This window comes from Qipengyuania flava, from assembly GCF_011762005.1.
Taxonomy (GTDB): domain Bacteria; phylum Pseudomonadota; class Alphaproteobacteria; order Sphingomonadales; family Sphingomonadaceae; genus Qipengyuania; species Qipengyuania flava.
The window spans coordinates 1,106,947-1,122,031 of sequence record NZ_JAASQU010000001.1 but is presented as its reverse complement, the minus strand read 5'-3'; the positions used below and the strand labels follow the sequence as shown (position 1 = coordinate 1,122,031).

The following is a 15,085-nucleotide window of genomic DNA, read 5'->3' as shown; positions in this document are numbered from 1 at the left end:
GCGACTCCGTTTGGACTCACCCTGTGGATAACTCAGGACAGGGAAGCATATCATGGGGGTCATCGAGACCACGAAGAGTCGCGCCAAAGCGGCTGTAAAACCGGCGCAAACTCCGAAGGAACTGCTTCCGCTGGGGCAGATCCTCACCGGCGATTGCGTGGCCGCCATGCGCTCGCTTCCCGATGCCAGCGTGGACCTCGTCTTCGCCGATCCGCCCTACAATCTCCAGCTCGGGGGCGATCTCAACCGGCCCGATGGCAGCCACGTCGATGCGGTGACCGATCACTGGGACCAGTTCGACAGTTTCAAGATCTACGACGATTTCACCCGCGAATGGCTGACGGAGGCCAAGCGCGTGCTCAAGCCCGACGGCGGGCTGTGGGTCATCGGCAGCTATCACAACATCTACCGCGTGGGCGCGATCCTGCAGGACCTGGGCTTCTGGATCCTCAACGACATTGTCTGGCGCAAGTCCAACCCGATGCCCAATTTCCGCGGCACGCGCTTCACCAATGCGCATGAGACGCTGCTGTGGTGTTCGCAGGGCGAGAAGGCCAAGTATCACTTCAACTACCGCGCGATGAAGACGCTCAACGACGAATTGCAGATGCGCAGCGACTGGGTGCTGCCGATCTGCAACGGGGCGGAGCGGCTGAAGGAGGGTGGGCACAAGGTCCACCCGACGCAGAAACCCGAAAGCCTGCTCTACCGCGTGCTGCTCTCCACCACCGAACGCGGCGACGTGGTGCTTGATCCCTTCTTCGGCACCGGCACCACCGGAGCGGTGGCCAAGCGGCTGGGGCGCGAATGGATCGGCTGCGAGCGCGAAGGCAATTACCGCGACGCCGCGCTCAAGCGGATCGAGAAGGAACTGCCGCTCGACGAAAGCGCGCTCACCACCATGCAGAGCAAGCGCAGCGCCCCCAAGGTCGCCTTCGGTGCGCTGGTCGAGAACGGCTATATCGCGCCGGGCACGCAGCTGTTCGACAAGAAGCGCCGCTGGACCGCGACCGTCCGCGCCGACGGCTCGCTCGCGCATGAGAAACAGACCGGCAGCATCCACGGCCTCGGCAAGGATTTGCAAGGCGCGCCCAGCTGCAATGGCTGGACTTTCTGGCACTACGAGCAGGGCGGCGAGGTGAAACCGATCGACGCCGCGCGACAGCTATACCTGCTGGCGGTGGAGGACTGAGAGGAATTTGGGCACGGTCGGCAAGCCGCTAGGCGGCCCGATCGAACTGCCGGCTCGGATAGGTCGAGAAGATTCGGCGGTTCGTGCGCAAACAATCCAGATGTTCGTCGCTCTGCGGTGAGTCCGGGGCGACGAAAAAGGGGACGCCCTCCCTGTCCTACTCTCCTCCAACTCGCTAACACTCCGCGCATGATCCAGCGTCTCACAGCTAACGCCTCGTTCGGCCTCGCACCGCAAAACCCCTCTGCGACTTTTTTCGCAGTGGACCGTGTAACACTCGGTCCATGTCGCGGTCCTTGCGCTGGGGAAGTCCAACAATGAGCGGGCAGGTCTATATCCGGCCGATCGGTCTCGTTCCGGGGCCGCAATCCGAACATGGCAATGCGATCCGGCTGGCGGGTGGAATGGTCTATGCGAGCCGCCTTGCCGTGATCCTGCGAAGGGATGGCGAGGTGGTGGAGCGCTGGCTCGCCGCGCCCGATACCATGGGCGAGGTGCTTGGCCGTTTGCCCGATGAACTCGGTGCGGAGGGCGAGGCGCAATGGGCCAATCTCACCCTCGCACACCCGCCGTTGCAACTGGGTACGCGGACCGTGCCGCTCGACCAGCCGCAGGTGATGGGCATTCTCAACGTCACCCCCGACAGTTTCAGCGACGGCGGGCGTTTCCTCGACGACGCCGAAGCGGGGCGCGCGCATGCCGCGGCCATGGTCGAGGCCGGGGCGGCGATCATCGACGTGGGCGGCGAAAGCACCCGCCCGGGTGCCAAGCCGCTGTGGGAAGGTGACGAGATCAAGCGCGTCGTCCCCGCGATCGAGGCCTGCGCCGGCATGGGCGCGGCAGTCAGCGTGGACACGCGCAAGGCGGCGGTCATGGAGGCCGCGCTGGATGCGGGCGCGCATCTGGTCAACGACGTCTCCGGCCTCGCGCATGATCCGCGCAGCGTCGAAGTGGTCGCGCAGGCCGGATGCCCGGTGGTGCTGATGCATGCGCCGGGTGCCGCGCATGAAGACCTCCATACGGGCGGTGGCTACACTAGCGTGGTGTTCAACGTGTTCGACGCGCTGCGCGCAAGGCGCGATGCCGCGCTAGAAGCGGGGATCGATGCGCGCAACATCCTGCTCGATCCGGGCATCGGCTTCGGCAAGAGCCTGGCGGAGAACCTCGCGCTGATGAACGCGCTGCCGCTGTTCCATGCGCTGGGCCATCCGCTGCTGCTGGGGGCGAGCCGCAAGCGCATGATCGGTGCGCTGTCGAAGGAAGCGCCGGTCGATCAGCGGCTGGGCGGCAGCGTGGCGCTGGCGCTCGAAGGGATGCGCGCGGGCGTGCAGATGGTGCGTGTCCACGATGTCGCCGAAACTGTGCAGGCGCGCAATGTCTGGCGCGGTCTGCGCGATGCCGCGCTGACCGACTTCGCCGATCTGCCCGCCTAGGCGCCCGTCTAGCTTCCGGGCGAAGCGGCGCTGCCCGCGAGCAGGCCGCCGTCGAGCGTGAGTTCGGCACCGGTCATGTAGGCGCTGTCGGCGCTGGCGAGGAAGACGCAGGTCGCGGCGACCTCTTCGACCGTGCCGAAGCGCTTCAAGGGCGTATCGGCGACCAGCGCGGCCATCTTCGCGTCGCGGTCGGGCCCGTCGCCCAGCATCGGCTCCCAGATGTCGGTCAGGATCGCGGCGGGGTGGATCGAATTGCAGCGGATCGCCCAGCCTTGCTGCGCGGCGTAGAGCGCGACCGACTTGGTGTGGTTGCGCATCGCCGCCTTGCTCGCGGCATAGGCCGCCGCGCCGGGAATCCCGACGAGGCCCGAGCGCGAGGACATGTTGATGATCGAGCCCGTGCCCCCCGAACTCGCTTGGGCCTTCATCGCGCGCAGGGCATAGCGGCAGCCGAGGAAGCAGCCGTCGGTGTTGACCGCATGCACACGGTGCCATTCGGCGAGGCTCGCGTTCTCCGGATCGTGCTGCGCGGGGCCGTCCTCGAAGCCGGTGATGCCGGCGTTGTTGACCAGTACGTCGATCACGGGGAAGGCCGCCGCCAGCGCGTCCCATTCGCCCTCGCTGGCGACATCGAGGCGGTGGAAGCTGCAGCCAAGCTCGTCGGCGGCTTTCCTACCTTCGTCTTCGTCGATATCGGTAAGCACCACCACCTTGGCGCCCTCCGCAAGGAAAGCGCGGCAAACCGCCTTGCCGATCCCGCGTGCGCCGCCGGTGACCACGCAGACCATGTCGTTGAGCTTGCCCATGGCGACAGGGCTAGGCCGCTCAGGCGGCGTTGTCGATGCCGAGTTCGCTGAGCTTGCGGTAGAGCGTCGAACGGCCGATCCCGAGCCGGCGCGCGACCTCGGTCATCCGCCCGCGGTAATGACCGATGGCGAGGCGGATGATGTCGGCCTCGATCTCCTCGAGCGCGCGGACGTGGCCGTCATCGGTGTACAGCAGCACGCCAAGCCCGCGCGCGCGGCTCTCGCCGCGATCGGCCTGGTCGCCGAGCAGTTCGGCAAGCTGCGGGAAGCTGTGCGCGGTCAGCGCCTCGCGCTGTTCGAAGACGCAGGCGCGGAACAGTGCGGCCTGCAGCTGGCGAACATTGCCCGGCCAGTCGTAGCCTTCGATCAGGCTCAGCCCGCTGTCGGCGATCGAATGGTGCTTGAGCCCCGGTTGCTCGCCGATCTTGGCGAGGAAGTACCGCGTGAGCGCGGGGATATCGCCGAGCCGCTCGCGCAGCGCGGGCATGCGGATGCGCGTGACGGCAAGCTGATCGAACAGCGCCCGCGCGAAACCGCCCGCAACGACTTCCTGCTCGAGGTCGAAATCGCTGGTGGCGAAGACGCGCAGGTCGATCTTGAAGCCATGCGTTGCGCCGGTCGGGCGGACGATGCCGCTGTCGAGCACATCGGCCAGCCGCTCCTGCTGGTCGCGCGGTATGCGGTCGACGTCGTCGAGGATCAGCGTGCCCCCGTCGCATTGCTCGAGCAGGCCGGTCTGGCGGTCGAAGGCACCCGCGAAGGCACCCTGCTCGTGCCCGAACAGCAACGATTCGAGCGAGGCTGCGGGCAGGCCGCGGCAGCGCACGACGCGCAGATTGGCCTTGGCACGGGTGCTGGCGGCATGCATCGCGCGGGCGACCATGTCCTTGCCGGTTCCGCTTTCGCCCTCGACCAGCACATGCGTGTGGCCACGCGCGGCAGTGGCGGCCTTGGCCAGCGCGGTGCGGAACGGTGCTGCGGTTCCGACCATGTCGTCGAAATCCAGCGGGTGGGGCAGCCGCTCGGTCAGCGGCTGCAGTTCGGCATTGGGCTTGCCGCCGAGAACCGCGCCCGCCAGCGCGCCGAGCAGGCGCTCGGGATCGATCGGCTTGATGAGATAGTCGGTTGCGCCCGCGCGCATCGCTTCGACCGCAAGCAGCGGCGAGGTGCTGGCGGTGAGCATCAGCAGGGGAAGGTCGTCTTGTGCGGTGCGCAATTCGCGGATCAGTTCGCAGGCGCCGTCGCCCGGGACCCGTTGGTCGAGCAGTACGGCCGTGACCTCTTCCCCTTCGGGCGCGGCGAGCAGGGCGAGTGCATCGGAACCGGTGGCGACGATCTGGGTGCGCCAGCCCTCGCGGGCGGCGAGCGCGGACACCAGTCGCCCCTGGGCAGGGTCGTCGTCGATCAGCAGCAACAGGCGCGATTGCCGTGTGGGCATGGCTTGCTTGGTTCTCCCTCGGACCCGCATAGGTGAAGCACGTTAGCGTGCGAAGGCCCTATCCCAATAGGGTAAATAGCCGATTAAGCGTGTCGGGCAGGGGATGCGGCGATCGTGGGGCTTGAGCGCAATGCACCTCCGCGATAGACCGACCGCGACTTCAATTTCCAAACGGGAAGCACACACCATGGATTCCGCCAACGACCACAAGGCGCACAACCGAACCTACAGCTCGTTCATCGGCGCCCTCAAATGGTCGGTCCCGCTGGTCGCCATCCTTACTCTGCTCGTCGTCATCCTGATCGCCGAGTAAGCGCATGGCGCTACGCATCGCGGTGCTGAGCGAGCGCGCAGCCGGGGAGAACCGGGTCGCGCTGTCACCCGAAACAGCGAAGAAATTCGCTGCCCTGGGTGCTGTCGTTGCGGTGGAGCAAGGCGCGGGGCTGCGTGCCGCCGTCACCGACGAGGCCTATCGCGAAGCGGGGGCCGAAGTCGGCTCGGCCGCCGCGGTTATCAAGGATGCAGACATCGTCCTCGGCGTTCAGGCGCCGGACGTCGCCCTGCTCGCGGGCGCGAAGCCCGGGGCCTGGGTCGCGGCGACCTTCGATCCGTTTCGCGACAGGGAACGGGTCGAGGCCTATGCCAAGGCCGGGCTCGAAGCGCTGTCGATGGAGTTCATGCCGCGCATCACCCGCGCGCAGAGTATGGACGTGCTCTCCAGCCAGTCGAACCTTGCGGGATACAAGGCCGTGCTGACCGCGGCCAACACCTATGGCCGCGCCTTCCCGATGATGATGACCGCTGCGGGCACCGTTCAGGCGGCCAGGGTCTTCGTGATGGGGGTGGGCGTTGCCGGTCTGCAGGCGATCGCCACCGCCAAGCGTCTGGGCGCGCAGGTTTCGGCTACCGACGTGCGCAGCGCAACCAAGGAACAGATCCAGTCGCTTGGCGCGAAGCCGATCTTTGTGGAGAATGTCGCCGGGATCGAGGGCGAAGGCGCGGGTGGCTATGCCACCGAGATGTCCGAGGAATACCAGAAGGCGCAGGCCGAACTGGTATCGGGGCATATCGCCAAGCAGGACATCGTGATCACCACCGCGCTGATCCCGGGCAAACCCGCGCCGCGCTTGATCTCGGATGCGCAGATCGCCAGCATGAAACCGGGCAGCGTCATCTTCGACCTTGCGGTCGCGCAGGGCGGCAATGTCGAGGGCTCCGTGCCCGACGAGGTGGTGGAGAAGCACGGCGTGAAGATCGTCGGCTATAGCAACACCGCCGGCCATCTGGCCGCTGATGCCAGCGCGCTGTTCGCGCGCAACCACTACAATTTCCTCTCCGCTTTCTGGGACAAGGAGGCGGGCAAGCCCGTGCTCGACGAGGAAATCGGCGATGCCGTCCGGCTGACGCAGGGCGGCAAGATCGTGCACGAGAGGCTCGTATCGTGAATCGGGCCGGGTGGTTGATCCTGATCGGTATCCTTCTCATCCTGCTGTTTGTGGTCGGCGCAAATATGGGCTTTCAGGTGGGAGAACACTTGAATGAGGGCGAAGCGACGGCGGAGGGAAGAATCTGATGGACTTCATTTCGATCCTGTCGATCTTCGTGCTGGCGTGTTTCGTCGGCTATTACGTGGTCTGGTCGGTCACGCCCGCGCTGCATACGCCGTTGATGGCGGTGACCAATGCGATTTCCTCGGTGATCATCGTCGGCGCGTTGATCGCGGCGGCGGCGGCGGATGTGCCGGGGGCGAAGTGGTTGGGGCTGCTCGGCATCGTGCTTGCCAGCGTCAACATCTTCGGCGGGTTCGCGGTGACGGCGCGAATGCTCGCGATGTACAAGAAGAAGGAGAAGAAGTGATGGGTTCGCTCTTCTCCACATCCGTCACCCCCGCGCAGGCGGGGGTCCAGATGACGTCCGTGTTTCGTGCCCTCACCCGTAGCTGGATTCCCGCCTTCGCGGGAACGACGGTGTTTGGCTATACCGCCCCCGCCCACGCGGCGACCGGTGAAGCGGTGAACCCGTGGGTGGCGCTCGCGTATCTCGTATCGGGCGTGTTCTTCATCCTCGCGCTGCGCGGCCTGTCCTCGCCCTCGACCAGCCGGACGGGCAACCGCTTCGGCATGGCGGGCATGCTGATCGCCGTGGCGACGACGCTGGTGACGCACGACATCGCCAATATCGTCGAGATTGCCATCGCCATCGCGATCGGCGGATTGATCGGCTTCCTCATCGCCCGCCGGATCGCGATGACTGCGATGCCCGAGCTGGTTGCGGCTTTCCACTCGCTGGTCGGGCTTGCCGCGGTGCTGGTGGGCTGGGCGGCCTATCTCAATCCGGGTGCATTCGGATTGCTCGTCGGCGACAGCATCGGCGCGGTCTCTAAGGTCGAAATGGGCCTCGGCATCGCGATCGGCGCGATCACCTTTTCCGGCTCGGTGATCGCCTTTGCCAAGCTGTCCGGGCGGATGAGCGGTTCGCCTATCCTGCTGCCCGCGCGGCATGTGATCAATCTCGGCACGCTCGCCGCGATCATCGTGCTGACCGCGTTGTTCGCGATGGCGAGCGGACACGAAGAGACCATGCCGCTGATCATTGCGCTCACGGTGCTCGCTTTTGTCATCGGCTTCCTGCTGATCATCCCCATTGGCGGGGCGGACATGCCCGTCGTGGTGTCGATGTTGAACTCCTATTCGGGCTGGGCCGCGGCGGCGATGGGCTTCACGCTCGGCAACACGGCGATGATCATCACCGGCGCGCTGGTCGGTTCCTCGGGCGCGATCCTCAGCTACATCATGTGCCGCGCGATGAACCGCAGCTTCCTCTCGGTGATCGCGGGTGGCTTCGGTGCGGATGACAGCGCAGGCGGGGGCGAGGCAAAGGAACAGCGCCCCTACAAGCAGGGCAGTGCGGACGATGCCGCCTTCATGCTCGAACAGGCGGACAAGGTCATCATCATCCCCGGCTACGGCATGGCGGTGGCGCAGGCGCAGCACGCGCTGCGCGAGATGACTGACCTTCTCGAAGAGAAGGGCGTCGAGGTGAAGTTCGCCATCCATCCGGTGGCGGGCCGCATGCCCGGGCACATGAACGTGCTTCTGGCCGAGGCGAGCGTCGACTACGACAAGGTCTTCGAGCTGGAGGACATCAATTCCGAGTTCGCGCAGGCCGATGTCGCCTTCATCATCGGCGCGAACGATGTGGTGAATCCGGCGGCGAAGACCGACAAGTCCAGCCCCATTTACGGCATGCCCGTGTTCGACGTGGACAAGGCCAAGCAGGTCTTCTTCATCAAGCGCAGTATGGGCGGTGTGGGCTATGCCGGGGTCGACAACGACGTCTTCTACATGGACCAGACCATGATGCTGCTGTCCGATGCGAAGAAGATGGTCGAGGAAATCGTGAAGGCGCTCGACTGACATGAAACGCGTGCTGATCGTGCTGGCGCTGTTGCTGGTTGGCGGGATCATAGTCTGGGCTACGCTCGGCGGCGGGTTGCAGGGCACGGTCGAGGATCGGCTGGAAGAGGAGTTCGTCGCGCGCGGGCTGCCGCAACCGATGGCAGGCTGCCTTGCGGGGCGTATGGCCGAGCGGCTTTCGGTGTCGCAGTTGCGCAAGCTCGAACGGCTGCAGGCGGAAGAGGGCGAAGCCGACATCCCGCTGGGCGTTGTCGAATTGCTCGAGAGGATCCGTCGGGTCGACGACCCCGAAGTGGTCGAGGTCGCCGCGAGCTCTGTCGCGTTCTGTGCTTTCAGCGGGCGCTGACGCACTTGCATTCGTGACACCTTGCGGCAGAATGGGTTGCAAGGGAGAGACTCATGAGCATCAGACTGTCGTTCGCCGCCGCCTTGCTTGCTAGCGCTGCACCGGCGTGGGCTGCCACGCATTCGATCGAACCGGGTGAAGACGCGCAGGAGGCGCTGCAGGAAGCGCTGATCCTCGCCGAACCCGGCGACGAGATCGTTCTCGCGGCAGGCCGCTATGCGCTGACCGACGGGCTGAGCCTCGCAGTCGACGACGTTACCGTCCGGGGTGCGGGCATGGAGGGAACCGTGCTCGACTTCACTGGCCAGCAGGGTTCGGGCGAGGGGTTGCTGGTTACCAGCGATGGCGTGACGCTGCGCGATTTCGCGCTGGAGAACCCCAAGGGCGACGGGGTCAAATCCAAGGGGGCGGACAATATCGTCTATTCCGCGATCCGCGTGACCTGGACTGGCGGTCCCGACGCTTCGAACGGTGCCTATGGTATCTATCCGGTCGAGAGCACCGGCATCCTCGTGACCGGCTGCGAAGTGTCGGGCGCGTCGGACGCGGGCATCTATGTCGGCCAGTCGCGTGCGATCACGGTGCGCGATTCGGTGGCGACGGACAATGTCGCGGGCATCGAGATCGAGAACAGCCGCGATGCGATCGTCGAGCGCAACTACGTCACCCGCAACACTGGCGGTATCCTCGTCTTCGACCTGCCCGGCCTGCCGGTGACCAATGGGGGCAATGTGATCGTGCGCGACAATCTGGTCGCGGCCAACAACACGCCCAATTTCGCGCCGCCGGGCAACATTGTGGCGGGCGTGCCGCGCGGAACGGGCATCATGGTGATGGCCAATGAGAAAGTGTGGATCGGCGGTAATGTCGTGCGCGACAATCCCACCGCGCCCTTCATGGTGCTCGCCTATACCGAAACCTTCGACGATGATCGCTACAACCCCTATCCGCGCGAGGTCGTGATCGCGCAGAACAATGTCGATGCGGGCGCGACCGATCCCGATCTGGAGGGCGGGGAAATGCTGCTCGCCGCATTCGGCGGCACGCTGCCGCCGATCCTGTGGGACGGCATTGGCGCAGGCGAGGATCGCCATACGCTGATGGCGACGCCCGAAATCGGTGCTTGGTCGCTCAACCTGACTCAGCAAGGCCAGTCGCTTGGCGAAGCGCAACCCAGCCCGGCCGACCTGCCCGCCTATGGCCAGCCCTGGGACTTCGGCGCGATCGGTGCTCCGGCAGAACTCGAACAGCGCCTCGGCGCATGATCCGTCACGCCATCTTCGGGGCGGCGCTGCTGAGCGCCGTGGCGGCGATGGCTACGGCCTCCGCACCCGGGACGGCGAGCGATACCGACGCGGTAATCGGCGGCACCGGATTGCCGCGCACGCTGTCCGCCTACGGCTTTTTTGAGGATGCACGCGCGCAGCAGCCTGCGGCGCGTGTCACGCCCTACCGGCTCAACACACCGCTCTATTCGGACGGGGCGGACAAGCTGCGCTTCCTCTATCTGCCCGACGGCACGCCGATGGGGGCCGACGGCGAAGGCCTGCTCGACATTCCGGTGGGCGCGGCGCTCATCAAGACCTTTGCCTTCGGCGAGGGCGTCGAGCGCCGCCTGATCGAAACACGCGTGCTGCTGCACCGCGCCGATGGCTGGTTGGCGCTGCCCTACCTCTGGAACGACGAGCAGACCGATGCGCGGCTCGCCATCGCCGGCGCACGTGTCGATGTCACGACGCCGCAGGGTGAGGCGATCAGCTACCGCGTGCCCAACAAGAACCAATGCAAGGATTGTCACGGGCTCGATGGCGTGGTGGTGCCGATCGGGCCCAAGGCGCGCAATCTGTCGCATGAATGGCTCGGCGAGATGGTCGCTGCGGGCCGGCTCGATACGGTGCCGCAGGACGCCGACACGCTGCCCCTGTGGGAAGCGCGAGGGGGCGTGGATCTAACATCGGCCGCGCGGGCCTATCTCGATGTCAATTGCGCCCATTGCCACCGGCCCGGGGCCACTGCGTCCAACAGCGGGCTCGACCTGCGCTGGGAGCAGGGCGATCCTTACAAGCTCGGCATCGGCAAGCGCCCGGTTGCTGCCGGGCGCGGGGCGGGCGGGCATCTGTTCGACATCGTGCCAGGATCGCCCGACAGTTCGATCCTGACCTATCGCATGGCCAGCCCCGAACCGGGCGTGGCGATGCCCGAACTGGGCAAGGCCACTGTCGATGAGGAAGGGCTCACAATCGTGCGCCGCTGGATCGAGGAGATGGCCCCGTGAAATGGTTCTTGCGGTTGATCGGCATAGTCGCGGTCGCACTCGTCGCGACCTTCTTCATCTTTCGCGTCCCCGATACCGATCCGGCGGAAATGCAGGCAAAGTACGGCAGCGCACCGTCGCAAATGGTCGAAATCGGCGATGGCCGGCTGGTCCACCTGCGCGACGAAGGCCCGCGCGACGCACCGGTCATCGTGCTGCTGCACGGTTCGAATGCCGATCTCCATACATGGCAGCCCTGGGTCGATGCGCTGAGCGATGACTATCGCGTGGTACGCTTCGACCAGCGGGGGCACGGGCTGACCGGCCCTGCGGGCGATGGCGATTACACGCTGACCGCCTTCGGTGCGGATATCGACGCGGTAACCGCTGCGCTGGGCGTGGAGCGCTTCGTGCTCGCAGGCAATTCGATGGGCGGTGCGATTGCAATGGGTTACGCGCTGGCCAATCCCGAAAGGCTCGACGGGCTTGTCTTGGTCGATGCGAGCGGCGCGCCGATCGAGCGCGAGGCCGAGGGCAACATCGCGTTCAGGCTGGCCGCGATGCCCGGGGTAGGCTCGGTAATGAGCCAGTTGCTACCGCGTTCGCTGGTCGAGCGTAGCCTGACCCAGAGCGTGTCCAACCAGGACATCGTTACCGGTGAGTCGGTCGATCGCTATTGGGAACTGGCGCGCTATCCCGGCAATCGCGACGCCACGCGCCAGCGGTTCTCCACCCCGCGGTCGAGCTTCACCGCCGAAAGGGTCGCTGCGATGACCGTACCCACGCTGGTGATGTGGGGCGAGGAGGACCGCCTGATCCCGTACGAGGCGGCAGGCTGGTACATGGACAATCTGCCCAATTCGACGCTGGCGAACTACCCCGGTATAGGCCATTTGCCGATGGAAGAAGCGCCGCAGCGCAGTGCCGCCGACCTGCGAGCATGGCTGGCAAGCCTTCCGCTCGCAGGCAATCCGGAGGATGGCGGAACCGGGGCGTAACCCGCCCGTTGTAAGCCCCTGATACGCGGGATAACCGCGATCTCGCGACCATCAGGGTGACAAAAGGGACGGCAGCTTGCGCAAGCTTGGCATTATCGGGGGTCTGAGCTGGATCTCGACCCGCGCCTATTACGAACGCATCAACAAATTCGTGCAGAAGCGCTCGGCCCCGATGGCGAGCCCGCCACTGCTTATCGAAAGCCTCGATTACGCCCCGATTGCAGCAGCGAAGAATGCCGACGACTGGGATTCGATTGCCGCTGCCCTGGTCGAATCCGCGCGGCGCCTCGAAAGCGCGGGGGCCGAGGGGCTCGTTGTCGCCGCCAACACCATGCACAAGGTCTACGATCGGCTGACCGAGGCAGTGTCGATCCCCGTACTTCACATCGCCGATGCCGTGGGGCGCGAAATGGAAGCCGCGGGTTGCACCAACGCCGCCCTGCTCGGCACGCGCTTCGTCATGACCGAAAGCTTCTACCGCCAGCGGCTGGTATCGCATGGCGTGGACCTGCTTGCCCCCGATCCGGCCGATGTCGAACTCGTCGATGGGATCATCTACAAGGAACTGATGCTCGGCCGGGTGACCCGCGATGCGGAACGCGCCTTGAAGACGGTCATCACGATGAAGGAAAAGGCAGGGGCCGAAGCGATCGTGCTGGCCTGCACCGAGCTGGAACTGGTCGTCGACACTGATGCCAATGTCCTGCCTGTATACGATTCCACCGACATCCACTGCCGCGCCGCGGCCGACTGGATACTCGGCTGAACCTGCTCGCGGGGCTCCGGCTCCGCAAGCACACATTCTGCCGATAAGATCACGGGTTCGCTTTTCGTTCACGTTGTCGCCTGCCGGGGGAACACTTAAGCCTCGGCGCGCATGCAAAGAGCACCCTACGCTTCCGATCCCGCCGCCAGCCGCGGTCGCGAATTCACCGAGGAGCGCGAGGGTTCGCGCGGCCCGCGCAGCGAATTCCAGCGCGACCGCGACCGGATCGTCCATTCGATCGCCTTTCGCAGGCTGCGTTCGAAGACGCAGGTCTTCATCGCGCCCGACGGCGATCATTATCGCACGCGGCTCACGCACAGTCTCGAAGTGGCGCAGATCGGTCGCGTGCTGGCACGCGAGCTGGGGCTTGATGAGGATTTGACCGAAGCGCTGTGCCTTGGTCACGACATCGGCCATCCGCCCTTCGGCCATGCGGGCGAAACCGCGCTCGAAGAAGCGATGGCGCATGCGGGTGGCTATGATCACAATGCACAGGGGCTGCGCACGCTCGCGCGGCTGGAAAGCCCCTATTGCGATCACGATGGCCTCAACCTGACGTGGGAAATGCTGGAAGGGCTGGCCAAGCACAATGGTCCGATCTTCGAGCCGGGCTGGGCACTGGCCGAAATCGATCGCGCTTTCCCGCTCGACCTTCACAGCTGGCCTTCGCTCGAGGCGCAGGTCGCGGCGATTGCCGACGATATCGCTTATGACAATCACGATATCGACGACGGGCTGCGCGCCGGTTTCCTCGACCTGGACGACTTGCTGGCGCTGGACTGGCTGGCGGACCAGTGGCGCGCGGTCGAGCGGCGCTTTCCCCACGCCCCGCGTGACCGGCAGCTGCGCGAACTCGTGCGCACCCAGATCGGGCTGATGGCCAACGATCTGCTGATGCATACGCGCGAGCAGGTGAAAGGCATGGCAAGCGTCGATGATATCCGCGCTGCGGGTCGCCAACTGGCCGCGTTCTCGCCCGAAATGCGCGAGCAGGAGCGCGTGCTCAAGCGGTTCATGTATGACCGCCTCTATTACCACGAGGATCAACTCGAGACCGCGCAGCGCGCACATGATGTCATCTCGAAGCTGTTCACTGCCTATCACCGCGAGCCCGCGCATATGCCCGCGGAATGGCTGGCCACGCTGCCCGAGGCCGAGCCCCGGCGTAGCCGCCATATCGCGGATTTCATCGCCGGCATGACCGACCGCTATGCCATCACCCAGTGCGCGCGCATTTACGGCGAGATGCCCGAGGGGTTGAGCAATGTCTGACGCGCTGCGGATCGCACTGGTCGGGGCCACCGGTCTGGTCGGTTCGGCGGTGATCGCGCAATGCGTCGGGCGCGAGGACCTGCGGCTGACCGGCATCGCGCGCCGCGAAACGCCCTTGCCGCGCGGCATTCGCATGGAACTGTTCGTGGCGGATCCCGCCAACTGGGGCGAGGTGATCGAGGCGGTCCGCCCCAAGGCGATTATCTGCGCGCTCGGCACCACACGCAAGAAGGCCGGCGGCGACGAGGCCGCGTTTCGTGCGGTCGACCAGCAATTGGTACTCGATACCGCACGCGCTGCGCACGCGCTGGGTGTCGAACGCTTCGTCCATGTCAGCTCGGTAGGGGCGGACCCCATGTCCAAGGCGTTATACCTGCGGGTCAAGGGCGAGGTCGAACGCGATCTGGCGAAAGTCGGTTTCACCCGGCTTGATATCCTGCGCCCGGGGCTGCTGCGCGGGCGCCGCCGGGACGATCACCGGCCGGCGGAGCGTCTGGGCATCGCCGCTGCACCCCTGGCCAATCTGGTGCTGCATGGAAAATTCCGTCAGTATCGCGGCATTCGCGCGGAGACGGTTGCGCAGGCGGCTCTGGCATTGTCGCGCCGGGCAGCGCGCGGACGCTTCGTGCATGACAATGATGCGATCCTGCGCGCCGCGAAGACGCTGCCGCAGATCGCGCGGGAGGAATAGCGATGTGGGACACGGTGTTCGGCACGGCGAACGTGCTCGCAATGGTGATGTGGGCAGGTCTGATCCTGCTGCCACGCTGGCCCGCGCTTCTGGCGGGGGTGCTTTATGCGGGCGTCGGCCTGCTGTGCCTCGCCTATAGCGTGGGTTTGATCGGCATATTGACCGGCACATTCGACGCGGTGGGCGGCGAGGCACCCGCCAGCTTTTCCAGTATCGAAGGGGTTCGCGGCATATTCGCCAGCGATGGCGGCACCACGATCGGCTGGATCCACTATCTCGCCTTTGACATGTTCGCCGGGCTGTGGATCGCGCGCGATGCCGATGCCAAGGGCTTCTCGCGCCTGCTGCAGGCGCCTATTCTCTTCGCCACTTTCATGGCCGGTCCGCTCGGACTGTTCCTGTGGCTCGTTATCCGCGAACGGCGCGCGCGGACGGCTGGCCGCTGGGAATAGCAGCGGCGGAATCGGGTTGCG

Annotated in this window: 16 protein-coding genes; 14 read left to right on the top strand and 2 right to left on the bottom strand. The window is 65.8% G+C overall.

Going from position 1 to position 15,085, the window contains the following annotated elements:
- Positions 1–52 precede the first annotated feature (52 nt).
- The gene (locus FHS69_RS05535) at positions 53–1,192 is read left to right on the top strand and encodes a site-specific DNA-methyltransferase (RefSeq protein ID WP_166776835.1); all 1,140 of its coding nucleotides are present in this window, start codon (positions 53–55) and stop codon (positions 1,190–1,192) included.
- 317 nt (positions 1,193–1,509) lie between these two features.
- Positions 1,510–2,625 (top strand): dihydropteroate synthase, encoded by a 1,116-nt coding sequence (folP, locus tag FHS69_RS05530; RefSeq protein ID WP_166776834.1) that lies wholly within the window; start codon positions 1,510–1,512, stop codon positions 2,623–2,625.
- 8 nt (positions 2,626–2,633) lie between these two features.
- Here folP and FHS69_RS05525 read toward each other — a convergent pair whose 3' ends face one another.
- Together FHS69_RS05525 and FHS69_RS05520 are read right to left on the bottom strand one after the other, a co-directional pair.
- Positions 2,634–3,431, bottom strand: coding sequence for an SDR family NAD(P)-dependent oxidoreductase (locus tag FHS69_RS05525; RefSeq protein WP_166776833.1), 798 nt, complete (start codon positions 3,429–3,431; stop codon positions 2,634–2,636).
- A gap of 19 nt (positions 3,432–3,450) precedes the next feature.
- Positions 3,451–4,869, bottom strand: coding sequence for a sigma-54-dependent transcriptional regulator (locus FHS69_RS05520; RefSeq protein ID WP_166776832.1), 1,419 nt, complete (start codon positions 4,867–4,869; stop codon positions 3,451–3,453).
- 187 nt (positions 4,870–5,056) lie between these two features.
- Between FHS69_RS05520 and FHS69_RS05515 the strand changes: the two genes are divergently transcribed.
- The 12 genes from FHS69_RS05515 to FHS69_RS05460 all read left to right on the top strand — a co-directional run bounded on the left by FHS69_RS05515 (position 5,057) and on the right by FHS69_RS05460 (position 15,064).
- Positions 5,057–5,182, top strand: a complete 126-nt coding sequence (locus FHS69_RS05515) for an aa3-type cytochrome c oxidase subunit IV (RefSeq protein WP_130586232.1) — start codon at positions 5,057–5,059, stop codon at positions 5,180–5,182.
- Between the two features lie 4 nt (positions 5,183–5,186).
- The gene (locus FHS69_RS05510) at positions 5,187–6,314 is read left to right on the top strand and encodes an NAD(P) transhydrogenase subunit alpha (protein WP_166776831.1); all 1,128 of its coding nucleotides are present in this window, start codon (positions 5,187–5,189) and stop codon (positions 6,312–6,314) included.
- A 127-nt stretch (positions 6,315–6,441) separates the two neighbouring features.
- Entirely contained in the window at positions 6,442–6,726 is a 285-nt protein-coding gene (locus FHS69_RS05505) for an NAD(P) transhydrogenase subunit alpha part 2 (RefSeq protein ID WP_006833497.1), read from the top strand.
- Positions 6,726–8,285, top strand: coding sequence for an NAD(P)(+) transhydrogenase (Re/Si-specific) subunit beta (locus tag FHS69_RS05500; protein WP_243844531.1), 1,560 nt, complete (start codon positions 6,726–6,728; stop codon positions 8,283–8,285). Before FHS69_RS05505 ends, FHS69_RS05500 begins: the two co-directional genes overlap by 1 nt.
- Before the next feature lies 1 nt (position 8,286).
- Positions 8,287–8,631 carry a hypothetical protein gene (locus FHS69_RS05495; RefSeq protein ID WP_166776830.1) on the top strand — a complete coding sequence of 115 codons (345 nt, stop codon included), beginning with the start codon at positions 8,287–8,289 and terminating at the stop codon, positions 8,629–8,631.
- A gap of 53 nt (positions 8,632–8,684) precedes the next feature.
- A complete protein-coding gene (locus FHS69_RS05490; protein WP_166776829.1) occupies positions 8,685–9,896 on the top strand; it encodes a parallel beta-helix domain-containing protein in 1,212 nt (403 codons plus the stop codon).
- Entirely contained in the window at positions 9,893–10,906 is a 1,014-nt protein-coding gene (locus tag FHS69_RS05485; RefSeq protein WP_166776828.1) for an SO2930 family diheme c-type cytochrome, read from the top strand. The genes FHS69_RS05490 and FHS69_RS05485 overlap by 4 nt, the downstream gene beginning before the upstream one ends.
- Positions 10,903–11,883 (top strand): alpha/beta fold hydrolase, encoded by a 981-nt coding sequence (locus FHS69_RS05480; RefSeq protein WP_166776827.1) that lies wholly within the window; start codon positions 10,903–10,905, stop codon positions 11,881–11,883. The genes FHS69_RS05485 and FHS69_RS05480 overlap by 4 nt, the downstream gene beginning before the upstream one ends.
- Positions 11,884–11,959: 76 nt before the next feature.
- Positions 11,960–12,649 carry an aspartate/glutamate racemase family protein gene (locus FHS69_RS05475; protein WP_067501889.1) on the top strand — a complete coding sequence of 230 codons (690 nt, stop codon included), beginning with the start codon at positions 11,960–11,962 and terminating at the stop codon, positions 12,647–12,649.
- 111 nt (positions 12,650–12,760) lie between these two features.
- Positions 12,761–13,921 carry a deoxyguanosinetriphosphate triphosphohydrolase gene (locus FHS69_RS05470; RefSeq protein ID WP_166776826.1) on the top strand — a complete coding sequence of 387 codons (1,161 nt, stop codon included), beginning with the start codon at positions 12,761–12,763 and terminating at the stop codon, positions 13,919–13,921.
- A complete protein-coding gene (locus FHS69_RS05465) occupies positions 13,914–14,612 on the top strand; it encodes an NAD(P)H-binding protein (protein WP_166776825.1) in 699 nt (232 codons plus the stop codon). Before FHS69_RS05470 ends, FHS69_RS05465 begins: the two co-directional genes overlap by 8 nt.
- A 2-nt stretch (positions 14,613–14,614) precedes the next feature.
- A complete protein-coding gene (locus tag FHS69_RS05460) occupies positions 14,615–15,064 on the top strand; it encodes an ABA4-like family protein (protein WP_166776824.1) in 450 nt (149 codons plus the stop codon).
- The last annotated feature ends 21 nt before the right edge of the window (positions 15,065–15,085 follow it).

Coding starts and splice junctions, on each gene's coding strand:
- FHS69_RS05495 (WP_166776830.1), top strand. CDS start 8,287: ATGAAACGCGTGCTGATCGTGCTGGCGCTGTTGCTGGTTGGCGGGATC.
- FHS69_RS05525 (WP_166776833.1), bottom strand. CDS start 3,431: ATGGGCAAGCTCAACGACATGGTCTGCGTGGTCACCGGCGGCGCACGC.
- FHS69_RS05505 (WP_006833497.1), top strand. CDS start 6,442: ATGGACTTCATTTCGATCCTGTCGATCTTCGTGCTGGCGTGTTTCGTC.
- folP (WP_166776834.1), top strand. CDS start 1,510: ATGAGCGGGCAGGTCTATATCCGGCCGATCGGTCTCGTTCCGGGGCCG.
- FHS69_RS05460 (WP_166776824.1), top strand. CDS start 14,615: ATGTGGGACACGGTGTTCGGCACGGCGAACGTGCTCGCAATGGTGATG.
- FHS69_RS05515 (WP_130586232.1), top strand. CDS start 5,057: ATGGATTCCGCCAACGACCACAAGGCGCACAACCGAACCTACAGCTCG.
- FHS69_RS05500 (WP_243844531.1), top strand. CDS start 6,726: ATGGGTTCGCTCTTCTCCACATCCGTCACCCCCGCGCAGGCGGGGGTC.
- FHS69_RS05485 (WP_166776828.1), top strand. CDS start 9,893: ATGATCCGTCACGCCATCTTCGGGGCGGCGCTGCTGAGCGCCGTGGCG.
- FHS69_RS05510 (WP_166776831.1), top strand. CDS start 5,187: ATGGCGCTACGCATCGCGGTGCTGAGCGAGCGCGCAGCCGGGGAGAAC.
- FHS69_RS05535 (WP_166776835.1), top strand. CDS start 53: ATGGGGGTCATCGAGACCACGAAGAGTCGCGCCAAAGCGGCTGTAAAA.
- FHS69_RS05470 (WP_166776826.1), top strand. CDS start 12,761: ATGCAAAGAGCACCCTACGCTTCCGATCCCGCCGCCAGCCGCGGTCGC.
- FHS69_RS05465 (WP_166776825.1), top strand. CDS start 13,914: ATGTCTGACGCGCTGCGGATCGCACTGGTCGGGGCCACCGGTCTGGTC.
- FHS69_RS05490 (WP_166776829.1), top strand. CDS start 8,685: ATGAGCATCAGACTGTCGTTCGCCGCCGCCTTGCTTGCTAGCGCTGCA.
- FHS69_RS05520 (WP_166776832.1), bottom strand. CDS start 4,869: ATGCCCACACGGCAATCGCGCCTGTTGCTGCTGATCGACGACGACCCT.